This window comes from Frankia sp. AiPa1 (assembly GCF_023243075.1).
GTDB lineage: Bacteria > Actinomycetota > Actinomycetes > Frankiales > Frankiaceae > Frankia.
Genome location: NZ_JALKFZ020000145.1, coordinates 1 through 20,989 on the forward strand (window position 1 = coordinate 1; position 20,989 = coordinate 20,989).

The 20,989-nt window shown below is 71.8% G+C and carries 15 protein-coding genes; 6 read left to right on the forward strand and 9 right to left on the reverse strand.

The genetic code is table 11. The features are described 5' to 3' along the window. Positions 1 to 98 precede the first annotated feature (98 nt). Complete coding sequence (locus MXD95_RS16585) at positions 99 to 1,661, reverse strand: hypothetical protein (RefSeq protein ID WP_250641546.1); 1,563 nt, start codon at positions 1,659 to 1,661, stop codon at positions 99 to 101. A gap of 370 nt (positions 1,662 to 2,031) precedes the next feature. Between MXD95_RS16585 and MXD95_RS16590 the strand changes: the two genes are divergently transcribed. Beyond that, a complete protein-coding gene (locus tag MXD95_RS16590; RefSeq protein ID WP_250641547.1) occupies positions 2,032 to 2,817 on the forward strand; it encodes a dienelactone hydrolase family protein in 786 nt (261 codons plus the stop codon). Between the two features lie 336 nt (positions 2,818 to 3,153). On the opposite strand, the gene prcA is transcribed toward MXD95_RS16590, so the two are convergent. The 5 genes from prcA to arc form a co-directional block, all read right to left on the reverse strand. Next, the gene (gene prcA, locus MXD95_RS16595; protein ID WP_250641548.1) at positions 3,154 to 3,876 is read right to left on the reverse strand and encodes a proteasome subunit alpha; all 723 of its coding nucleotides are present in this window, start codon (positions 3,874 to 3,876) and stop codon (positions 3,154 to 3,156) included. 1 nt (position 3,877) lies between these two features. Then, complete coding sequence (gene prcB, locus MXD95_RS16600) at positions 3,878 to 4,747, reverse strand: proteasome subunit beta (RefSeq protein ID WP_374122054.1); 870 nt, start codon at positions 4,745 to 4,747, stop codon at positions 3,878 to 3,880. A gap of 634 nt (positions 4,748 to 5,381) precedes the next feature. Beyond that, the gene (locus MXD95_RS16605; protein WP_250641549.1) at positions 5,382 to 5,600 is read right to left on the reverse strand and encodes a ubiquitin-like protein Pup; all 219 of its coding nucleotides are present in this window, start codon (positions 5,598 to 5,600) and stop codon (positions 5,382 to 5,384) included. Between the two features lie 241 nt (positions 5,601 to 5,841). After that, on the reverse strand, positions 5,842 to 7,359 hold the full coding sequence (dop, locus tag MXD95_RS16610; protein WP_374122055.1) for a depupylase/deamidase Dop: 1,518 nt from the start codon (positions 7,357 to 7,359) through the stop codon (positions 5,842 to 5,844). Positions 7,360 to 7,794: 435 nt separating this feature from the next. After that, positions 7,795 to 9,600, reverse strand: a complete 1,806-nt coding sequence (arc, locus tag MXD95_RS16615) for a proteasome ATPase (protein ID WP_250641550.1) — start codon at positions 9,598 to 9,600, stop codon at positions 7,795 to 7,797. Positions 9,601 to 9,719: 119 nt separating this feature from the next. On the opposite strand from arc, the gene MXD95_RS16620 reads away from it, so the two are divergent. Further along, entirely contained in the window at positions 9,720 to 10,049 is a 330-nt protein-coding gene (locus tag MXD95_RS16620; RefSeq protein WP_250641551.1) for a ferredoxin, read from the forward strand. Between the two features lie 141 nt (positions 10,050 to 10,190). Here MXD95_RS16620 and MXD95_RS16625 read toward each other — a convergent pair whose 3' ends face one another. Both MXD95_RS16625 and MXD95_RS16630 read right to left on the reverse strand, forming a co-directional pair. After that, positions 10,191 to 11,255 (reverse strand): tRNA (adenine-N1)-methyltransferase, encoded by a 1,065-nt coding sequence (locus MXD95_RS16625; RefSeq protein ID WP_308301511.1) that lies wholly within the window; start codon positions 11,253 to 11,255, stop codon positions 10,191 to 10,193. An 89-nt stretch (positions 11,256 to 11,344) separates the two neighbouring features. After that, the gene (locus MXD95_RS16630) at positions 11,345 to 12,547 is read right to left on the reverse strand and encodes a site-2 protease family protein (protein ID WP_250641552.1); all 1,203 of its coding nucleotides are present in this window, start codon (positions 12,545 to 12,547) and stop codon (positions 11,345 to 11,347) included. Positions 12,548 to 12,672: 125 nt separating this feature from the next. On the opposite strand from MXD95_RS16630, the gene MXD95_RS16635 reads away from it, so the two are divergent. From MXD95_RS16635 to MXD95_RS16645, 3 genes are all read left to right on the forward strand, one after another. Then, positions 12,673 to 13,593 carry a RecB family exonuclease gene (locus MXD95_RS16635; protein WP_250641553.1) on the forward strand — a complete coding sequence of 307 codons (921 nt, stop codon included), beginning with the start codon at positions 12,673 to 12,675 and terminating at the stop codon, positions 13,591 to 13,593. A 373-nt stretch (positions 13,594 to 13,966) separates the two neighbouring features. Further along, the gene (locus tag MXD95_RS16640; RefSeq protein WP_250641554.1) at positions 13,967 to 15,661 is read left to right on the forward strand and encodes an ATP-binding cassette domain-containing protein; all 1,695 of its coding nucleotides are present in this window, start codon (positions 13,967 to 13,969) and stop codon (positions 15,659 to 15,661) included. A 4-nt stretch (positions 15,662 to 15,665) separates the two neighbouring features. Next, positions 15,666 to 18,197 (forward strand): ABC transporter permease, encoded by a 2,532-nt coding sequence (locus tag MXD95_RS16645; protein WP_250641555.1) that lies wholly within the window; start codon positions 15,666 to 15,668, stop codon positions 18,195 to 18,197. A gap of 258 nt (positions 18,198 to 18,455) precedes the next feature. On the opposite strand, the gene MXD95_RS16650 is transcribed toward MXD95_RS16645, so the two are convergent. After that, entirely contained in the window at positions 18,456 to 19,205 is a 750-nt protein-coding gene (locus MXD95_RS16650) for an HAD family hydrolase (RefSeq protein ID WP_250641556.1), read from the reverse strand. Between the two features lie 939 nt (positions 19,206 to 20,144). Here MXD95_RS16650 and MXD95_RS16655 point away from each other — a divergent pair. Next, complete coding sequence (locus MXD95_RS16655; RefSeq protein ID WP_250641557.1) at positions 20,145 to 20,987, forward strand: PAC2 family protein; 843 nt, start codon at positions 20,145 to 20,147, stop codon at positions 20,985 to 20,987. Positions 20,988 to 20,989: the final 2 nt, after the last annotated feature.

Here is a 20,989-nt window from a genome sequence, read left to right on the forward strand (position 1 = left end):
GGGAGGAGGGCCGCCCCGCCGCCCACCCCCCGCCCCACCGCCCCTGGCGGTCGATTGCCCCGCGGGGGGGATCGACGAGCCAGCCTCACAGTCGCGCTTCACAGGCCCGTCGGTCCGCCGGCGGGCGGCGGTTCGAGCGGGACGGTGGGATCGAGCGCCGAGCGTCGCCCCGGGACGGCCGCGGCGCCCGCATCATCCTCGGGGTTCGCCTCGTCCGCGTCCGCCGGCACCGCCTCGAACGGCACCGCTCTGAACGGCACGGCTCTGGACGGCACCGCTCTGGACGGCACCGCTCTGGACGGCACGACATCGGATGGTGCGGCGGCCGGCAGGGAGCCGGACGGCACGGCGGCGCGTGGGTCGGCCGCTCGAACCGGGCGCCGGGTCTCGGATCCACGCGGCTCCGGCTGGCCGTCACCCGGGCGCCGGGTACCCGCCTCGGGGGCGGCCCCTCGACCGCCGACGAACGCCAGCCACAGGCCGACGAGCAGCCACGCGGCCAGGACCGCGACCGGGCGCCCCCCCGCCGCACCGTCGAAGTAGTCGGTGGAGCGCAGCAGCGTCGCGCCCGCGCCGGGCGGGGCGAACTGGCCGACCTCCCCCCACGGGCGGGGCAGCATCTCCGGCGCCGACGCCGCGGCCGACAGTGCCGAGCCGACGACCATCACGAGCACGACACCCACGAGCCCGGCCACCCCCGCGACCGCGCCAGCACCGACGACCGGCGCGACGACGGCCAGCGCGAGCAGCGTCACCACCGACATCGTCGTCAGCAGCGATCCCGGCAGCACATGCAGGGCACCCCGCAGCGCGACAGCGCCCGCGAACCCGGCGAGCACGGAGAACACCGAGATCGCGGCCAGGCGCGCCGCGCGCGAGCGCACCAGCCGGGTCAGCAGCACCCCGGCCGCGGCCAGGACCAGCACCAGCGGCAGGTACCCGGCGGCAAGACCCCCGCCGCCCTGGTCGCGTGGAGCGGTCGGGACGACGTCGACCACCGGGATCACCAGCCCCGGCATGAACACCCGGATACCGCGGGTGAGCGCCTCGGTCACCGCGGGGCTGGCCGCGGAGGCCACCCTCAGCGTGAGCCCACCGTCGCCGATGACGATCGCCGCATACGCGTCCCGGTCCCGCAGCGCCTGGTCGGCGGCGACGACGCTGCCGACCGTGCGCACCGACAGAGCGCCGGGCTCGACCCGGCTGATCTGATCGGCGAGCGCCCCCGCCGCCGGCTGCGGTCCGACGGTGAGAATCGGCAGGTTCCGCGGCCGCATGCTCGTCACCGAGGTGCCATACAGCCAGACCAGCAGACCCGCGAGCAGCGCCATCCCGACCGTGAGCGTCCCGAGGCGGCGCAGGGCCCCGAGCCCCGCCACGGACGATCCGCCCGGCGCCACCGGCCGGCCGCCGCCGGCGTGCCGACCGCCGCCGGACCGGCCCGCGCCAGGCTGACCAGAACCGCCACGGCCGGCATCGGGGCGGACCAGGTCGGGGCGGACCGAGCCAGGATGGCCCCCGTCAGGCCGGGCCACATCGGGGTGGACCAGGTCGGGGCGGACCAGGTCGGGGCGGGTGGCGCCTTGGCCACCGCCGCGGCCAAGGCGCTGGCCGGGCAGGCCCTCGTGGTCGCCTGGCCCAGGCCGCCCACCTGTGGTCACCACGGGGACGTCCCGCCGCACACCATGCCGTGGGGCGGCGGACCACCCGTTGTCTCCTCCGGCCACGCTCTGCTCACCGCATCCTCCCCTCCGTCCGGCGGAGCCGCCGGGACGCCTACGGGGAGTAGCCTGATGCCTTCTTGGGGTCACGTCCTGTCCGACCGGTCGCCCTCCGGCGTGTCGCCTCCGGGCGTGTCGCGGCGCACCGTCCGAGACCGGTCCGATCCGGGCCCGCCCCCGGTCGGGCAACCCCGTGCGAGTGGTCCGCCCCGGACCGGGGTCGTGGACACAATGGGTGGCTACCCCGCGGTGGTCACGGGGATGGTCACCACGACGGTCACGACGGCGCGGACGGGGAAGGATGTGCGCCATGACAAGCCGAACGAACGACGCGATCACCCGCGCGGCCAGTCGGGCCGGCGCGCTCAAGAGCCACCTGCGGGCCAAGGTCGACCGGCAGGGCGAGGTGCCCCTGACCGTCGTCGCCCCGGCCGCGGACGACCCGCCGCGCGGCGGTGTCGTGGTCGTGCAGGACGCCCGCGGCATCACGCCATACCTGGTATCCGTCTGCGACCGGCTGGCGGACGCGGGCTGGCTGGCCGTGGCGCCGCACCTGTACCACCGCCTGGGCCTCGACGAGGTCGACCCGGCCGATGGCTGGCCGCAGGCGGTCCCGACGATGAACCGGCTGACCGGTGCCGAGCTCGACGTCGACGTCGACGCTGCCCTGGCCCACCTCGACGTCGCCGGATTCGACACGTCCCAGCAGGCGATCATCGGCTTCTGCATGGGAGGCACCGTGGCGCTGCACACCGCCACCCGCCACCCGCTGCCCGCCGCGGTGTCGTTCTACGGCGGCGGGGTCAGCACTCCCTACTGGCCGGGGGTTCCCGCGCTGGTCGAGGCCGCGCCGGCCCTGCGCGGGCCGTGGCTCGGCCTGTACGGCGAGCAGGACGAGCTGATCACCACCGAGGAGATCGCGGCATTGCGAGCGGCAGCGGGCCGCAGCGGCCAGCCTGTCGAGCTGGTCAGCTACCCGCAGGCGGGACACGCCTTCCACAGCGACGACCGCGAGACGATCTACCGCCCCGCCGCGGCGGCCGACGCCTGGACCCGCACGCTCGCCTTCCTCGACGAGCGCGTCCGCCCCCGCTAGCCCACGCCGGGCACCGATGCCCGGCCGGACGACGATCGCAGGTGGGTGTTCCGTGCGACCGCGCGGACACCGACCCGAGCGTCTCCTCCGGCCGTCTGGAGCCGGCCCGGTCCGTGACCGGGCCGGCTCCGGTCAGATCAGTGACAGGTGGGGGGCTGGTTCCAGAATCAGGCTCCGACAGTGTGACCAGCCCTCCACCTGCGACCGGAGCCCACCTGATCCTCGGCCACGATCCCTGGCGAGGAGACCGACAGCGATCGCCTCCCGCCGCCGTCCCACGAGGTCGTGCGCATGGCGCGGTCATGCGGACTGCGCGGATCCGCCCGCGGCGCGGGTTCAGGCGGAGGCGGTCTGCGCCAGCAGATCCTCGAGGACGAGTCCGCCGATCCGCTTGAACTGCCGGCGCGCGCGGGTGCGGTCGAGCATGCCCACCTCCAGGTTCGCCGCCTTGAGCACCCGCTCGCCGTTCTGCGGCAGCCCCGGCGGCACGCTCACGGTCAGTGCCCGCACCGCCACCCGCAACGCGTCGGCGAGGGACTGACCGTCGCGGTGGTGCTCCTTGAGCGAAGTGGTGACCTGGTCGGAGGCACCGCCGATGGCGACGAAGCCGCGTTCGTCGGCGATCGAGCCGTCGAAGGTCAGCTTGTAGATCTGGTCGTCGTCGCTGCTGCGGCCGACCTCGGCGACGACGATCTCGACCTCGTAGGGTTTGGGACTCTCGGTGAAGATCGCCCCGAGGGTCTGCGCGTAGGCATTGGCGAGCGCGCGGCTGGTCACGTCACGGCGGTCGTACATGTAGCCGCGGGAGTCCATGAGGCGGATGCCCGCCGTGCGCAGGTTCTCGAACTCGTTGTACTTGCCGACGGCCGCGAACGCGATGCGGTCGTAGATTTCACTGATCTTGTGCAGGGTCGCCGACGGGTTCTCGGCGACGAACAGGATCCCGTCCGCGTAGGTGATGATCACGACACTGCGCCCGCGCGCGATGCCCTTGCGCGCGTACTCGCTCTTGTCGCGGACCTGCTGTTCGGGGCTCGCGTATCCGAACGGCATGGTCACGTCAGCCTCCCGCGTTCGTGGAACGGTCCGCGATGATGGCGCTCACCACGGGTTCGACCTCGTCGTCACCGTAGCGGCGGTACCCGTCCACGGTGACCGCGGCGACGATGGGGTACAGCTTGCGGATCAGGTCCGGCCCGCCGGTGGCGGTGTCGTCGTCGGCGGCGTCGTAGAGCGCCTCGATCGCGATGCGTACCGCGTCGTCCCGGCTGAGGTCGGTGCGGAAGCGCTTCTTCAGCGAACCCTTGGCGAACACCGAGCCCGAGCCGATCGACTCGTAGGCACGCTCCTCGGACTTCGCCGCGGCGATGTCGTAGGAGAAGATCCGCCCGAGGCCCGAGTCCTCGTCGTAGCCCGCGAACAGCGGGACGACGGCGAGGCCCTGCAGGGCCATCGCCAGGTTGCCCTTGACCATCGCCGCGAGCCGGTTGGCCTTGGCGTCCAGGCTCAGCGTCGCGCCCTCGATCTTCTCATAATGCTCGAGCTCGAGCTGGAACAGCCGGATGAGCTCGGCGCCCACGCCCGCGGTGCCGGCGTAGCCGACGCAGGAGAACTCGTCGGCGTGGTGCACCTTCTCGACGTCCCGCTGGGCGATCATGTGTCCCTGCGTCGCCCGCCGGTCACCTGCCATGATCACGCCACCGGGGAAGGCCACCGCCACGATCGTCGTGCCGTGGGCCACGTCGGTGACCGGCGCCGGCAGCCCCCCGCGGGCACCGGGCAGCAGGTGCGGCGCCGTCTGCGACAGGAACTCGGTGAACGACGACGTGCCCGGCGCCATGAAACCCGACAGGGCCGACCCCGACGTCACGAATCCCGACGTCGTGAACGCGCCCGGCAGGCGCCCGGCGCCACCCAATGGATCCGCCACGCATCCCCCTTTCGATAGACGTCTCCGCCCGTGTGCGGCTCCCGGGGGCTCCCGGCGCCACGTCGGACGTGCGCATGAGCACAACATAGGGCCATCACCGTCGAGCGATGGCCCGGGCGGGCGACCGGACCGGCCACGCCGCCGCCGCACCGATCGCCAGCCACGGCCACCAGCACTTTCGGGCCACGGCAGCTGCCCGCCTGGGTCCGCCCCCGGCCGCATGCGGCCGCCCCGCCCCGCCCGGTGCCGGAGTCGGGCAGAGCAGGCGGGCGGGCGGGGCTACGGCACGGACCCATCGGAGCCCGGCGGGCCTGCCGAGACAGACCGCCCGACCGGACAGATCGACCTGTCAGACCGCCGACCGGACAGATCGGCAGGCAAGGCGTACAGACCGACCAGCCGGACCTGACCACAGGGCGAACCCGACCACAAGGCGCACGCGCGGCGACGTCGCTGATGAGCGGCCACCGCACGACCCCGCCACCAGGCCACGTCAGCACCACTGGGTCTCATCAGCGACGCTGGTTCAGGTCAGCGACGGGCCGCCCGACACGCCGCCACCCGGTGCCGAACCGGACCGTCCGGCACCGGACCGGTCATCGTGGCGGAGTCACGCTCCGGCCGAGCGCCTCGGTCACTCGCCGCCCTTCTGGACGTAGCCCTTCACGAACTCCTCAGCGTTCTCCTCCAGGACGTCGTCGATCTCGTCGAGCAGCGAGTCGACGTCCTCGGAGAGCTTCTCGTGCCGCTCCTTGAGATCGGAGGCGGCGGTCTCCTCGGTCGCGGCCTCGTCGGTCTCGTCCGCGCGCCGGCCCTGTTGCTGCTGCCCGCCGCCGCTGTCCCTGGTGGCCATGACGCCCTCCTTCGATCGCCTCGCGCGAGACTATCCCGCCCCGCCGACACCATCGGCCGACTCGGTGAGAGGTCCACTCCATCACGTTCTGACCCTCTCGTCGCCGCGTCCGCCCAGGGCGCAACGCGGCCGGTCCGACGACGGCCGGTCCGGGAGGCTCATCACCGCTGCCCTCAGCGTCCACCAGCGCCGGCGCCGCCGCCACGCCGGCTTCGCGGGCCAGCGGCGAGATGGCGGCGGCTCAGCGGCCGGCGAGGGCGTCCACAAGCTCGATGGCGGTCGCACAGCGGTCCAGCAGCTCACCGACGTGTGCCTTGGTGCCCCGCAGCGGTTCGAGCGTCGGCACCCGCTGCAACGAGTCCCGGCCGACGTCGAAGATGACCGAGTCCCAGGAGGCGGCGGCGACCTGCTGCGGATAACGGGCCAGACAGCGTCCGCGGAAGAACGCCCGGGTGTCCTCCGGTGGCTCGGTCATCGCGCGGGTGACCTCGTCCTCGGCGAGGATCCGGTCGAAGCGCCCCCGCTCGACCAGCCGGTTGTACAGCCCCCGGTCCGGCCGCACGTCGTGGTACTGCAGGTCGACGAGCTCGAGGCGCGGCGAGTCCCAGGACAGGTTGTCCCGGGTGCGGTAGCCCTCGATGATCGACAGCTTCGCGACCCAGTCGAGTTCCCGCGCGCAGGTCATCGGGTCGACCTCGAGCCGGCCGAGCACCGACTCCCAGCGGGCCAGCACGTCGGCGGTCTGCGGGTCGACGTCGGCGCCGAACCTGTTCTGCACGAACTTGCGGGCCTGCTCGTAGTACTCCATCTGCAGCTGGACAGCGGTCATCCGCCGCCCGTCGGTAAGCGTCAGCAGATGCTTGAGGCCTGGATCGTGGGAGATCGCGCGTAGCGACGCCACCGGCGCCTCCACCGAGAGGTCGACGCTGAACCAGCCGTCCTCGATCATCGAAAGGACCAGCGAGGTCGTCCCCACCTTCAGGTAGGTGGCGACCTCGCTCATGTTCGCGTCACCGATGATCACGTGTAGCCGGCGGTACTTCTCCGGGTCGGCGTGCGGCTCGTCCCGGGTGTTGATGATCGGCCGCTTGAGTGTCGTTTCCAGGCCCACCTCGACCTCGAAGAAGTCCGCCCGCTGGCTGATCTGGAATCCGGCCTCGCGGCTGTCCACCCCGATGCCGACCCGCCCTGCGCCGCATATGACCTGTCTGGAGACGAAGAACGGGGTGAGGTGGCGCACGATCTCCCCGAACGGAGTGGACCGGGCCATCAGGTAGTTCTCGTGGCATCCGTAGGAGACGCCCTTGTTGTCGGTGTTGTTCTTGTACAGGTGTACGGGACGGGTGCCCGGCACCGACAGCGCACGGCGGGCCGCCTCGGCCATCACCCGCTCGCCGGCCTTGTCCCACAGCACCGCGTCACGCGGGTTCGTGACCTCCGGCGCGGAGAACTCCGGGTGCGCGTGGTCGACGTACAGGCGGGCCCCGTTGGTCAGGATGACGTTGGCCAGGCCGAGATCATCCTCGTTGGCCGGCGCGCTCGGATCGACCGCCGGCTCCCGGGGCAGCTCGAAGCCCCGGGCATCCCGCAAGGGCGACTCCTCCTCGAAGTCCCACCGGGCGCGACTGCCCGTGGCCGACGTCCGGTTGGCGTAGGAGTTCACCACCAACGACGAGGCCAACATCTGGTTGGTGTTCGGCTGACCGGGCACCGACACCCCGTACTCGGTCTCGATTCCCATGATCCGGCGCGCGCTCACCCTGCAAGCGTAGGTCCTGCGCGGGCTGCCGGTTAGCCGGACGCCAGGCTTGTTTGTTCTGGCCGGTCCGCGCGCGGCTCTCCCGGCTCGGACCGGTGTGCCCCGAAGCCCCTCATTTCCCGTCGACCCGCCGCCCCCGGACGGCATCGACGGCAAACGTCCCCGGCCCGAGGACGGCCTGGACGACGGCGCGCTCTCGCCCGAGTGATCGCCTGGCGGGCGCGCCTTGGCCACGTGGTCGCTTGACGGGCGAGGGCCTGCCCAGCGGACAGTGACCATCCGGGGTGGTGGACGGTCGCGATCCGCGGGCAGGCCCGATGTCGTGCGCCGGAACCTGGAGTACAGGCTCGGGGAGATACCCGCCCTGGTGGGACCGGGACTCCCTGCCCAGCCAGCACTGACCCCGCCAGTGCTGGCTGGGCCAGCGGTAGTGGCCTAGAGGTACTGGCCGGTGTTGGCGATGGTGTCGATGGAGCGGCCGGCCTCGGTGCCCTTGGTTCCGGTGACGAGCGTACGGATGTAGACGATCCGTTCGCCCTTCTTGCCGGAGATCCGGGCCCAGTCGTCCGGGTTGGTCGTGTTCGGGAGGTCCTCGTTCTCCTTGAACTCGTCCAGGCAGGCGGCGAGCAGGTACTGCATGCGCAGACCCTTCTTGCCACCTTCGATGTGCTCCTTGACCGCCATCTTCTTGGCCCGGGCGACGATGTTCTCGATCATGGCGCCCGAGTTGAAGTCCTTGAAGTACAGGACCTCCTTGTCACCGTTGGCGTAGGTCACCTCGAGGAAGCGGTTCTCCTCGCTCTCGGCGTACATCCGCTCGACGACCCGTTGGATCATCGCCGCGACGGTGGCCTCTCGGTTGCCGTCGAACTCGGCGAGATCGTCCGGGTACAGCGGCAGGTCGGTCACGACGTACTTGGCGAAGATGTCGCGCGCCGCCTCGGCGTCGGGGCGCTCCACCTTGATCTTGACGTCTAGCCGGCCGGGCCGCAGGATCGCCGGGTCGATCATGTCCTCTCGGTTGGACGCGCCGATCACGATCACGTTCTCGAGCTGCTCGACACCGTCGATCTCACTCAGCAGCTGCGGAACGATCGTGTTCTCCACATCGGAGGACACACCCGAGCCACGGGTCCGGAAGATCGAGTCCATCTCATCGAAGAACACGATCACCGGCATACCTTCGGACGCCTTCTCGCGCGCCCGCTGGAATACCAGTCGGATCTGCCGCTCGGTCTCACCGACGAACTTGTTGAGCAGCTCCGGGCCCTTGATGTTGAGGAAGAACGCCCGGCCCGAGCCCTGCCCGGTCGTCTCCTCGACCTTCTTGGCCAGCGAGTTGGCGACCGCCTTGGCGATGAGCGTCTTGCCACAGCCGGGCGGGCCGTAGAGCAGCACACCCTTTGGCGGCTTGAGCTTGTGTTCCCGGTACAGCTCCTTGTACAGGAACGGCAGCTCGACCGAGTCGCGGATCGACTCGATCTGGCTCTTGAGCCCACCGATCTGCTCGTAGCCGATGTCGGGGACCTCTTCGAGCACGAGCTCCTCGACCTCGGACTTGGGGATCCGCTCGAAGGCGTAGCCCGAACGGGGCTCGATGAGCAGTGAGTCGCCCACGCGAATCGGCCCGGCCAGCAGCGGCTGGGCCAGCATGACGACACGCTCCTCGTCGGTGTGACCGAGCACCAGCGCCCGGTCGCCGCCCTCGAGAACCTCCTTGAGCAGGACGATTTCGCCCTGCCGCTCGAACGAACGCGCCTCGACCACGTTGAGGGCCTCGTTGAGCATGACTTCCTGGCCGGGCTCAAGCCCGTCGACGTCGACACTCGGCGACACGGTCACCCGGAGCTTTCTGCCCTGAGTGAACACATCGACAGTGCCGTCGTCGTAGCCGGAGACGAAGATCCCATAGCCGCTGGGCGGCTGTGCGAGTCTGTCGACCTCCTCCTTCAGGGTGACGATCTGGTCGCGCGCCTCGCGCAGGGTCGCGACGAGCCTGTCGTTCTGCCCTGAGACAGACGACAGCTCCGCCTGAACCTCCGCGAGCCGCTCCTCCAGCACCCTGACCTGCCTGGGCGATTCGGACAACCTACGCCGCAGCATGGCCACTTCCTCTTCCAGGAAGGCGACCTGCGTCGTGAGCTCGTGTGCTTCCTTCTCGTACGCCGACCGCCGTGATTCGGCATCACCTGGACGACCCGTGCTCCCATCGGAGCCAGAGCCCGAACGGGGACCGGACACTGCGCCTCCACCTCCCCCGTGCTGACCGGGACGCACCCACACTACCGTTGTGACCGCCGCTGTCAGGCCGGTCAAGCAAGGACGATCCAGCTTTGCCGTAAACAGCGGGTTACGGTGCCATGGTGACAGAAGATCGGAGCCCTGTGGCAACTCCAGCGAAGCCGGGCGTTTCGGCCGGCCTGCGCGTGCGGGTCGACCAGGACGCCTGCACCGGCGACGGTCTGTGCGTCCAGCTCGCTCCGAGCGTGTTCGAGTTCGACGTCGACGGCCTGGCCTACGTCAAGGACGACGACGGCGAGCTCCAGACGGCGGAGCAGGCGCGCGTGCGAGTGCCCCTGCCCCTCGTCGACGCCGTGCTCGGCGCGGCCGACGAGTGCCCGGGCAACTGCATCTACGTCGAGCGCCCCGACGGCACCCTTGAGGCCGGCGGCCCGTCCGACGACGGCTGAGGCCCGGGGCGGGCTCCCCTGCCCGGGCGGGTCCGGATGCCGGGAGGGCACCACCGCCCGGCTGCCTCGCGCCGTACGGGCGGACTCGTCCGGACCCGGGATCGAGGGCTCAGGCGCCGTCGCGCTCGCCGGAACGCCTCGTCACTGCTCCTCGGATAGCACCAATCGGGCAGTCGGGGCAGCCGGCACAGCCGCGGACGCGTCGGCCGGGTCGGGCAGGGCGCCCTTGGCGGGGCGGCGGCGGCGCACCGGCGGGGTGACGCCGTCGGCGAGACGGCGGGCGGTGACGAGGAAACCGGTGTGGCCGACCATCCGATGGCCGGGACGGACGGCGAGCCCCTCCACGTGCCAGTCACGCAGCATCGTCTCGAAGGCGGCGGGCTCGGCGAACGTGCCGTGGCCGCGCAGAGCCTCCACGATCCGCGAGAGCTGCGTCGTGGTCGCCACGTAGGCACAGACCACACCCCCGGGCACGAGGGCCGGGCTGACGGCGTCCACGACGTCCCAGGGCGCGAGCATGTCGAGCACCGCCCGGTCGACGCCGCGCTCGGACGTCTCGGCCAGGTCGCCGACGCGGATCGTGTGCGCGGGGTGGGGGCCACCGAAGAACGCCTCGATGTTGCGGCGGGCCACTTCGGCGAAGTCGGCGCGTCGTTCGTAGGACACCAGCCGGCCGTCGTCGCCGATGGCGCGCAGCAGGGAGCAGGACAGCGCGCCCGACCCGACACCCGCCTCCAGCACGCGAGCTCCGGGAAAAATGTCCGCGTAGGTGATGATCTGCGCGGCGTCCTTCGGGTAGACGACCGTGGCCCCACGCGGCATGGACAGCACGAAGTCGACCAACAGGGGGCGCAGTGCCAGGTAGTCGGTCCCGCCGGAGCTCGTGACCACGATGCCCTCGGGCTGGCCGATCAGGGCGTCGTGCTCGATCGCGCCCCGGTGGGTGTGGAACCGCTTTCCGGGTTCGAGCAGGACCGTGTGCCTGCGGCCCTTGGGGTCGGTGAGCTGGACCCGGTCGCCCTTCGTGAACGGCCCGCGGCGATGCACCGCCCCCGTCGGGCCCGGCCGCGGCACCGCCGCTGCCAGGTCCACCGTGACCGGCCCGGACCCAGCCTGGTCCGACGCTGTCTGATCGGACGCCGCCTGGTCGTGTCCCGTCCGGACCGGCGTCGACACATCGGCCACCATGGACGCGGCGACGGGCACCGACGTCCTCGGATCGGACCCGCCCGGACCGGATGCTGTCGGCTCCGGCCCCGTCGGCTCAGGTCCCGTCAGGTCGTTCGGTCGTGTGCTCACCGGTGGGCCGCCATGCGGGCGGCGGCAGCCGGATCGAGCCGCGCGACCAGGTCGACCATGGCAAGCACGCCGACGGGCCGGCCGCCCTGGGTGACGAGATACTCCGAGGCGGGGGCGCGCTGGACGGCGGCGAGCAGGTCCTCGCCCTCCAGGTCGGCGTCGAGCACCATGCCGGGCCCGATGACCCGGCTCACCTCGTCCACACTCATCCACGGCCTCCGATGCTCGGGCAGCGCGTCGACCGCCGAGCCGTTCATGATCTTCAGGGGGGTACCGTCGCGGTCGATGACGGCGACGGCGGTGGCGCCGACCTCCTGGGCCCGCCGCAACGCCTCGGCCAGCGGCACCGCGCCCTCGACCGGCAGGGTGCGGCGCACGATGCGCCCGGCGGACAGCCCGGGCAGCCGCTCGCGCATCTGGGCGGCGCGCAGCGACTGGTAGGCCGCGAACGCCAGGAATCCCGCCAGAGCATACGTGTAGAACAGACCGAAGCCGTCGCCGCCGACCATCGACCCCCAGACGACGAGGCCGCCGGCGACGACGAAGCCGCCGTACGCTCCGGCCCGCAGCCCGCGCAGCTGGTCGCCGGTCGCCGCCCAGATCGCCGCGACGACGACCCGGCCGCCGTCAAGAGGCAGGCCGGGGGCGAGGTTGAACGCGAACAGCGCGAGGTTCACCAGACCCAGGTCGCGCAGCACGATGCCGAGGTGGGAGTCGGCCGCGACGAATACCAGGCCCAGCTCACACAACCCGGCGAGGATTCCGTTGGCCGCCGGACCGCTGAAGGTGATCAGGAACATCCGGCCGGGGCTGCGCGGCTCGGGCTCGTACTCGGTGAACCCGGCGAAACCGTGCAGCGTCACCGCGTGCACCGTGTGGCCCAGGCGCAGCGCGACCAGGCAGTGGCCGAGTTCGTGGGCGAGCAGGGACACCAGGAAGCCGACCGAGATGGCCGCGGACAGGGCCAGCACCTGGCTGTCGGAGGCGGCGGGAAGCCGGTCGCGGATCGAGCCGGACATCAGGTATGCCACCAGGACCGCGAAGATCAGCGCGAACGGCGAGACATAGATCGGGACGCCCCGGACCCGCCCGAGTGTCACGCTGGTCTGGCGGTCACCCGGCCGATGCCCCGGATGCTGCCCGGGGCCGCCTGGGCCGCTCTGGGCATCCGAGCCGACCTGACCGCGCTGATCCGTCATGGAACCGATGCTACGGAGTGGATCCGGCCCCGTCCGCCTGGCCTGTGCACACCCGTGACCAGCGCAGGCGGGCGAACCGGTAGGCGGGGCGCCAGAGTGTCGGTGGCGGGATCTAGGGTCGGGGCGTGACCACGACAACCCCACCACCCGGCCCGGCGGGCCCGTCACCGCCCGGTGCCGCCGGCTCGCCGCCGACGCTGATCGGGTCGCTGTCGCCGTCGCGGGCGGCCGATTTCGTCACCTGCCCGTTGCGTTACCGCTTCCGTGTCGTCGACCGCCTGCCCGAACCGCCGAGCCCGGCGGCGAGTCGGGGGACGGTCGTGCACACGGTGCTGGAGCGGCTGTTCGACCTGCCGCCGGCGGGGCGCACCCTGGCCGCGGCCCGCACTTTGGTGGAGCCGGCCTACGAGCAGCTGTGTACCCGGGAGCCGGCCGTCGCGGGGCTGTTCGACGGTGCCGAGGCGCTCGCCGCCTGGCTGGAATCGGCGCGGGACCTGCTCGAGGGTTACTTCGCGCTGGAGGACCCCACCCGGCTGGCTCCCGCGGCCCGCGAGCTGTATGTCGAGCACGTGCTGGACTCGGGGCTGCGGCTGCGCGGCTACGTGGACCGGCTCGACTCCGCGGCCACCGCGCAGGGCGTCGCGCTGCGGGTCGTCGACTACAAGACGGGCCGCTCGCCGGGGCCGGCGTTCGAGGCGTCGGCGATGTTCCAAATGCGCTTCTACGCCCTGCTGCTGTGGCGGGTGCGCGGAGTCATCCCCCGCGAGCTGCGCCTCTACTATCTGGGTGATCGCACCTGGCTTCGGGTGTCGCCGGACGAGGCCGACCTGCGCGCCACCGAGCGGCGGATCACGGCGCTGTGGGCGGCGATCGAGCGGGCCCACCGCACGGGCGACTGGCGGGCGACGCCGGGTCGCCTGTGCTCCTGGTGTGACCACCAGTCCCGCTGCCCGGCCTTCGGCGGCACCCCACCGCCGCTGCCGTCGCCGCGGCCCGCCGCCGGTCTCGACGATCAGGCTCCGGCCGTCTGCGAGGCCGACGGCTAGAGTCCCCACGGCCCTCGAACGCTCACCGGTCACCGATCTCCTGGTAGCGGTGGGACGGGCGCCTGGTCGCGAGCTGATCGCGGCGTTCGGCGCCTCCGGCGAGCCAGCATGGCACCGTTGGTGATCAGAGGACGATGGGAGGCTGATCGGGCTGAGACGAGCCGGTGACCCCCGGAGATGTTGATCACATGTGGTTCGTTGGAGTTCGGGCGGTCGATGCCCGGTTGCCCGAGGTGCCTGGACGGGCCGGGGTGAACGCGCTGCGGTCATCCGAGGGTGGATAGACGTACATAGGACGATGGCACGCCCATCCCCGGCCGCGGTGGCCGGCGGACACCGACCGGCACACGCGGCGACGCGAGGAGGACCAACGATGGCCCGACGCACCGGAGCGTCCCCCGGCGGGAGGCGGGAGGCGGCAACGAGTGACATCGCCACGACCGGGCGGCGGCACGGCCGGGGCACCGGCGGCGCCCCCGGCGTCCCCGCCGCGCCGTCCGGAGGTGGGCAGCGGTCCGCCGACGAGTCGAGGGCGACGCCGGTCGCGGCGGCGCGGGCCAGCCAGTTGACGAAGGTCTACGGCTCCGGGGACACGATCGTCACCGCGCTGCGCGGGATCGACATTGGCTTCCCCCGCGGCCGCTTCACCGCGATCATGGGCCCGTCGGGGTCGGGCAAGTCCACGCTGATGCACTGCCTGGCGGGCCTGGACAGCATCACCCGCGGCCGGGTGTACATCGGCGACGTCGACCTGTCCCGCCTGTCCGACAAGGAGCTCACCCGGCTGCGCCGCGACCGGATCGGTTTCATCTTCCAGCAGTTCAATCTGCTCCCGACGTTGACCGCCGCGGAGAACATCACGCTGCCGCTGAGCATCGCCGGGCGTTCGCCCGACAAGGAGTGGATGCGCACGGTGGTCGACGCGGTCGGTCTCGCGCCGCGGCTGCGGCACCGCCCCACGGAGCTCTCCGGCGGCCAGCAGCAGCGCGTCGCCTGCGCCCGGGCGCTCGTGACCAGGCCGGATATCATCTTTGCCGACGAGCCGACCGGGAATCTCGACTCGCGCTCGGGCGCCGAGGTGCTCCAGTTCCTGCGCGACTCGGTGACCGAACTCGGTCAGACGATCGTCATGGTCACCCACGACGCGACCGCGGCCTCCTACTCCGACGAGGTGATCTTCCTCGCCGACGGACGGCTCGTCGACTCGCTGGCGCAGCCCACCGCCGACGAGGTGCTCGACCGGCTGAAGCATCTCGACGCGGTCCAGCGCGGCCTGGTCGTGAATCCCGCGACCGAGGAGCGTTCGCTCGCCGCGGTCGCGGACGGCTACAGCCAGGCCGCCGCGGACTACGGCCCGAACCCGGCCGGATACGCCCCGAGCCAGCCCGCCTACGACCGCGAGCCCGCCGGCGACCGTGCTCGCGACGGTCATGCTCACGATGACCGTGGGCGCGGCAGCCGTGCCCGCGAGGCCGAGGGCTACTCCGGCGCCGGCTACGGCGCCGGAGGCCGGGTCCCCGAGGGGTATGCCGCCGACGGTTACGGCGAGCGTGGCGCCGAGGGTTACTACCCTGCCGACGGCACGGGATATGACCACGCCGCCGGTGGCTTCGGTGCCGACGGCTACGGCGGACCGGCGACGGGCGGCTACCCGGCCGACGGCTACGGGGAACCGGCGACGGGCGGCTACCCGGCCGACGGCTACGGCGGACCGGCGACGGGCGCGTACACGCGTGGGCCGGACTCGGGGTACGGCGAGCGGGACGACGCCGGGGCCTACCGCGCCCGGCCGGCCGGATACGAGCCCGGCCCGGCCGCCGGCAGTCACGGCTCAGGCAACGACGGCAGTGACGGCCATCGCGGCGTTGACACGGGCGGCTACCCCTACCCGGACCAGCGGTACGCCCACGGCGACCCGTCCGGCGACCACGAACGTGGGTACGCGGATGAGGACGCCGGCGGTGAGCCCGGCGGGGCCGAGCCGCACGGTCAGATCGGCGATCTCTACCGCGACTCGGGGCGGCGCCGGCGGCGCTCCGGCGGGTCGCACTCGGCGGAGTGGGCCTGAGCCGATGCTGCGCGCCACCCTCAAAAGCCTGCTGGCCCGCAAGACCCGACTGGCGCTGTCGATGCTGGCCGTCGTCGTAGGTGTGAGTTTCGTCACAGGAACTCTCGTACTCACTGACACGCTGAACAAGACCTTCGACACCCTGTTCGCCAGTATCGACAGAAACGTCAGCGTCGCGGTACGGGCCGTCAACCAGGTCGACCCGACCAGCGACGCGGGCCGCCCGCCGCTGTCGGCGTCGATCGTGCCCACTCTGGCGAAGGTCGACGGTGTACGCGCTGCCGTTGGCTCGGTGCAGGGTCAGGCGGTGCTGATCGACCCGCGCACCGGCAAGCCCGCGGGGAACAGCAACGCGCTCGGTGTCGGCTCGAACTGGACCGGGGATCAACCGACGTCCGCCGAGACCCTTACCGAGGGACACGGACCGGGCCCGGGCGAGATCGTGGTGGACCGCGCCACCGTCCGTTCGATGCACCTGGCGCTCGGCGCGCGGGTGCAGGTGCAGACGAAGGGCGCTCCCGCCACCTACACCCTCGTCGGCATGTTCCAGGTCGCCGGCCAGGACAGCTTCGGCGGAACGTCGGTGACGGCCTTCGACACCGCCACCGCCCAGCGGGTCCTGCTCGCCCCCAACCAGTTCAGCACAGTGCGTCTCGCCGCGGTGGCGGGCGTGAGCCAGGAGGAGTTGCGGGCCCGGATCGCCACAGTGCTGCCCGCCGGCGTCGAGGCGATCACCGGCAAGCAGCTCGCCGACCAGAACGCCAGCGCCGTCCAGCAGGCGATCGGCGGGTTCTCCACGTTCCTGCTGGTGTTCGCCGCGATCTCGGTGTTCGTCGGCGCGTTCATCATCTTCAACACGTTCACGATGCTGGTCGCCCAGCGGGTACGGGAACTGGCGTTGCTGCGGGCGATCGGCTCCAGCCGCCGCCAGGTCCAGATGTCGCTGCAGGTCGAGGCCGCCCTGGTGGGTGCGGCCGGGGCGACGGCGGGCCTGGGGCTCGGCGCCGGTCTCGCGTTGCTGCTACGGGCGGCCGTCGGCGCGTTCGGGGTGGATCTGCCCAGCGGGTCGCTGGTGTTCGAGGCCCGCACGATCGTCGTCGCCTATGCCGTCGGGGTCGTGATCACCTCGGTGGCGGCGTTCGTGCCGGCCCGCAAGGCCGCGTCGGTGCCGCCGATCGCGGCGATGCGGGAGACCTACGTGCTGCCGGCCCGCTCGCTGCGGCTGCGGGCGATCGCCGGGATAGCGCTGTCCGGGCTCGGCGTGCTGCTGCTCGCCGCCGGGACGGCGTCCTCGGGCAAGTCGGCGGCCAGCGCGGTCGGCGCCGGCGCGGCGGCGATCTTCCTCGGCGTCGCGACCCTTTCGCCGCTGCTGTCCGTCCCGGTCATCCGGGTGCTCGGGCGTCCCTTCGTCGCGGTTTTCGGCACCACCGGGCATCTCGGCCGGGAGAACGCGATGCGCAACCCGAGGCGCACCGCGTCCACGGCGTCCGCGCTCATGATCGGCCTGGCGCTGGTCAGCGCGTTCGCGATCCTCGGCCAGTCAATCAAGGAGTCGGTGCGCGCCACGGTGACCACCAGTCTCGGTGCCGACTACTACCTCACCACCAAGGGCTTCGGCGCCGGGTTCAGCGGCCAGGTGGCCAGGGACCTCGCCGGCAAGCCCGGCATCGGTGTCTCCACCGGCCTGCGCGGCGGCGCGGCGAAGGTCGACGGGCGGAACGTCCAGCTGCTCGCCGGTGACCCCGCGGGTCTGCTTCAGGTCCTCGCGATCAAGAAGGTGGACGGCGACCTGCACAAGCTCGACGAGCACACCATCCTCGTCGACCAGGCGACCGCCACCGACCGGCACCTCACCGTCGGCCAGACCGTGCGGGTCGCCTACCCCGACGGCGTGCAGGGCCTCACCGTCGCCGGCATCTACAAGAAAAGCCAGGTCGCCGGCTCGTGGATTGTCTCCACCAGTCAGTACGCCAAGCACACCCACGACGATCTCGATCTGTTCGTCCTGGTCAAACGGGCCGAGGGGGCGGACCCGGCGGCGGTGCGCGCCGAGATCGACTCGGTGGTACGGCCGTACGCGACCGTCGAGGTCCGCGACCAGTCCGAATTCGTCGCCCAGCAGGAGAAACAGGTCGACCAGCTGCTCGGCTTCATCTACGTGCTGTTGGCCCTGGCAGTCATCATCGCCCTGTTCGGCATCGTCAACACCCTCGCCCTGTCCGTGATCGAGCGAACGCGGGAGATCGGCCTTCTGCGGGCGGTCGGCATGTCCCGTGCCCAGATGCGCGCGATGGTGGTCATGGAGTCGACCATCATCTCCGTCTTCGGGGCGGTCCTCGGCGTGGCCGTCGGAAGCGTGTTCGGCTGGGCGCTCACCAGGGCACTCGCGAGCCAGGGGATCAGCACCTTCGCCTATCCCGCGTCCACCATCGTCGTCGTCATCGGCGTCGGCGTCCTGCTCGGCGTGCTCGCCGCCGCCTTCCCCGCCCGCCGCGCCGCCCGCATGGACGTCCTACGCGCCATCTCCGCCACCTGACCCCCACGGCGCGCGGACGCCGAAGTGCGTCATCGCGCAGGTTCGGCACGCCCTCCAAAGATCTCACCGGCGTCACTGCGTGTCGGCGCCGCAGCTCTCGTGATGCGCTCTGTGGCCGGCGGTTTCGCCGGGCTGCCCGGCCTCGCGCACGGCGGCCCGCACCGTCCTGCCCCCCCCTCACCCGCACCGTCCCGTACGGGTGAGGGGGGCGGCGCTCTTCCCGCGGCGGGGGCGGTGTGTCCGGTGGTGGTGGCGCGGTCAGGGACGCGGGCGGTGGGCGGCGGCGAGATCCTCGATGCGGTCAGGATCCAGATCGTGCAGGCTTGCGACGAGACCGGCGAGCCGGTCGCGCAGGCCTGCGGCCTCGGGATGATCCGCGACCGCGGGAACTCGCTGGCTGGCGGCGCCAGAGCCCTGCGCGGAGTCCTCGGGGGGCATGGAGGGGACCATGATGGTGGCGCAGCCGGCGGCGACCCCGGCGGTGGCGCCGGACAGGCTGTCCTCCAGGACGACGCAGGCGTGCGGCTCGACGCCGAGCAGGCGGGCGGCGGTGAGGTAGGGCTCGGGGTCGGGCTTGCGGCGGTGCACCTCGTCGCCGGCGACCGTCACCGCGAACCGCTCGGGGCCGATGACGTCGAGGACGGGGTCCATGAGGTTGCGGAAGGACGACGAGACGAGGGCGGTCGGCACCGCGCGTTCGTGCAGGGCGGTAAGCAGCTCCAGGGCGCCGGGCTGGGCAACGATGACGCCGGGCTCGCGGAACAGCTCCGCGGAGCGGCGCAGCAGGAACCGGGCGGTGTCCTCGACGGCGGACGGCGGTTGTCCGAGCATCGAAACCATGATGGGAACGGCGGTGTCGATGCCATGACCGATCATGGCGCGTTTCATCGCGGCGGTGAACGTGCCGCCGAGACGCGCGGCCGCCTCGTGCTCGGCGATGGTCCAGATCGGCTCGGTGTCGACGAGGAGACCATCCATGTCGAAGAAGACCGCCGCGAGGCTACCCACTGTCGCTCCTAGCTTGGGGTTGGCTGCACCGTTCGGTTCGTATGCTGCCGGACCACACCGGTGTGGCCGGCACCCGGGCGCAGCGGTCCCCCTCACAACACCGCTCCCGCCTCCACCGCCACGGCCGTGACCCGCCCCGCAGGGACGCCAGCCGCGGACGCCGACAGGGGATGCACACGGCCCTGGACACGGCCCCTCGGGCGACATGTCGGCAGCGGGATGACAGGTCGGGCGGCACTGGTTGTCGTGACTCGGACAGCTGTCCGCGGGCCGTTCACGATCCCGCCCCGGCGGGTATCCGTCCGAAGCCGATACGGTGCTGCCACCGGGAGATCCAGGCCGGGTGCCCAGTCCGCCCGGCACCACCGGACCAGGTGCGCCAACCGAACGGCCTGGCCAGGCCACCGCACCCGGCCCTGAAAGCCCGCCAGACCCGCACGACCGTTACATCCGTACGATCTGCCAGGCCCGCATACCCGCCAGACCCGCCAGACCCGCCGTCACTGCCGGGCCCGGTAGCAAAAGCCCGATAGTTAGGCCCCGCAGTGTCTCCACGACCCCAGAGAACCGCCAGACCCCATAGCGTGGGCGAGACCCACGGCAATCGCCGAAGCTTCCAGCAAGCCAGGAGAATCCGCAGGTCCGGCAAGTCGCACAGCATTCACCAAAACTCACAGCACTCGGCAATACACGCAGCGTTCGCCATACCGCACAGCGTCGCGAGTCGCCACCGCGTCGCCAGACCGAGGAAGGCCGTTCCCACGAGAACACCGGCAGACTGGTCCCACGGAGGGTTCCCGTGGGCGAGGGATTCCCACCGATCGCGAGGAGGGCTGGCGTCATCGGATGTCGGCTCGGGGCAGGAGTCGTCTCCGTGAGGACGTACCGTTGCACTGTCACGGGGGCAGTGGGCCGCCGCTGGGCGGCAGGAGGTGGTAGGTGATCGAGTTCTCCGGCGTCGGCCAGCTGCGGTCGCCGGTTGTGGTAGCTGCCTTTGAGGGGTGGAACGACGCCGCCGACGCGTCGTCCGCGGCTGTCGAGCATCTGGAGACGGCTTTCAAGGCACGGGTGATCGGTGCGATCGACCCGGACGACTACTACGATTTCCAGGTCAACCGGCCCAACGTGAGCGGAACGGACGGCGCCTCCAGAAAAATCACCTGGCCGACGACCCGCCTGTCGGTAGCCCGGCCGCCCAAGTCCGAGACGGACCTGGTGCTCATCCGGGGCCTCGAACCGAACATGCGCTGGCGTGGCTTCACCGACGAGCTGATCGAGGCCGTACACGCGCTCGGTAGCGACATGGTGATCTCGTTGGGTGCGCTGCTGGCCGACTCGCCGCACACCAGGCCGGTGCCGATCAGCGGTACCGCCGGAGACGCGGCCACCGCCGCGCGGCTCGGGCTCGAACCGTCCCGGTACGAGGGGCCGACGGGTATCGTCGGGGTGTTCGGCGAGGCCTGTGCGCGGGCCGAGCTCGCCTCGGTGTCGTTCTGGGCCGCGGTGCCGCACTATGTCGCCAACCCGCCGTGCCCGAAGGCGACGCTGGCGCTGCTGCGGCGGGTGGAGGACCTGCTCGACATCGAGATCCCGCTGGGTGATCTGCCCGAACGGGCCAAGGCCTGGGAACGTCAGGTCGACGAGCTCGCCGCCGGGGACACCGAGGTCGCCGAGTACGTCCGGTCGCTGGAGTCACGCGAGCCGGAGACGGCGTTGCCGGAGGCCAGCGGAGACGCGATCGCCCGCGAGTTCGAACGCTACCTGCGCCGTCGCGGCCAGTGACC

Bases quoted from the DNA above. Each gene is read 5' to 3' on its own strand.
- MXD95_RS16645 (WP_250641555.1), top strand. From the start codon at position 15,666: ATGCTGCGCGCCACCCTCAAAAGCCTGCTGGCCCGCAAGACCCGACTG.
- MXD95_RS16620 (WP_250641551.1), top strand. From the start codon at position 9,720: ATGGTGACAGAAGATCGGAGCCCTGTGGCAACTCCAGCGAAGCCGGGC.
- MXD95_RS16630 (WP_250641552.1), bottom strand. From the start codon at position 12,547: ATGACGGATCAGCGCGGTCAGGTCGGCTCGGATGCCCAGAGCGGCCCA.
- MXD95_RS16640 (WP_250641554.1), top strand. From the start codon at position 13,967: ATGGCCCGACGCACCGGAGCGTCCCCCGGCGGGAGGCGGGAGGCGGCA.
- MXD95_RS16590 (WP_250641547.1), top strand. From the start codon at position 2,032: ATGACAAGCCGAACGAACGACGCGATCACCCGCGCGGCCAGTCGGGCC.
- MXD95_RS16605 (WP_250641549.1), bottom strand. From the start codon at position 5,600: ATGGCCACCAGGGACAGCGGCGGCGGGCAGCAGCAACAGGGCCGGCGC.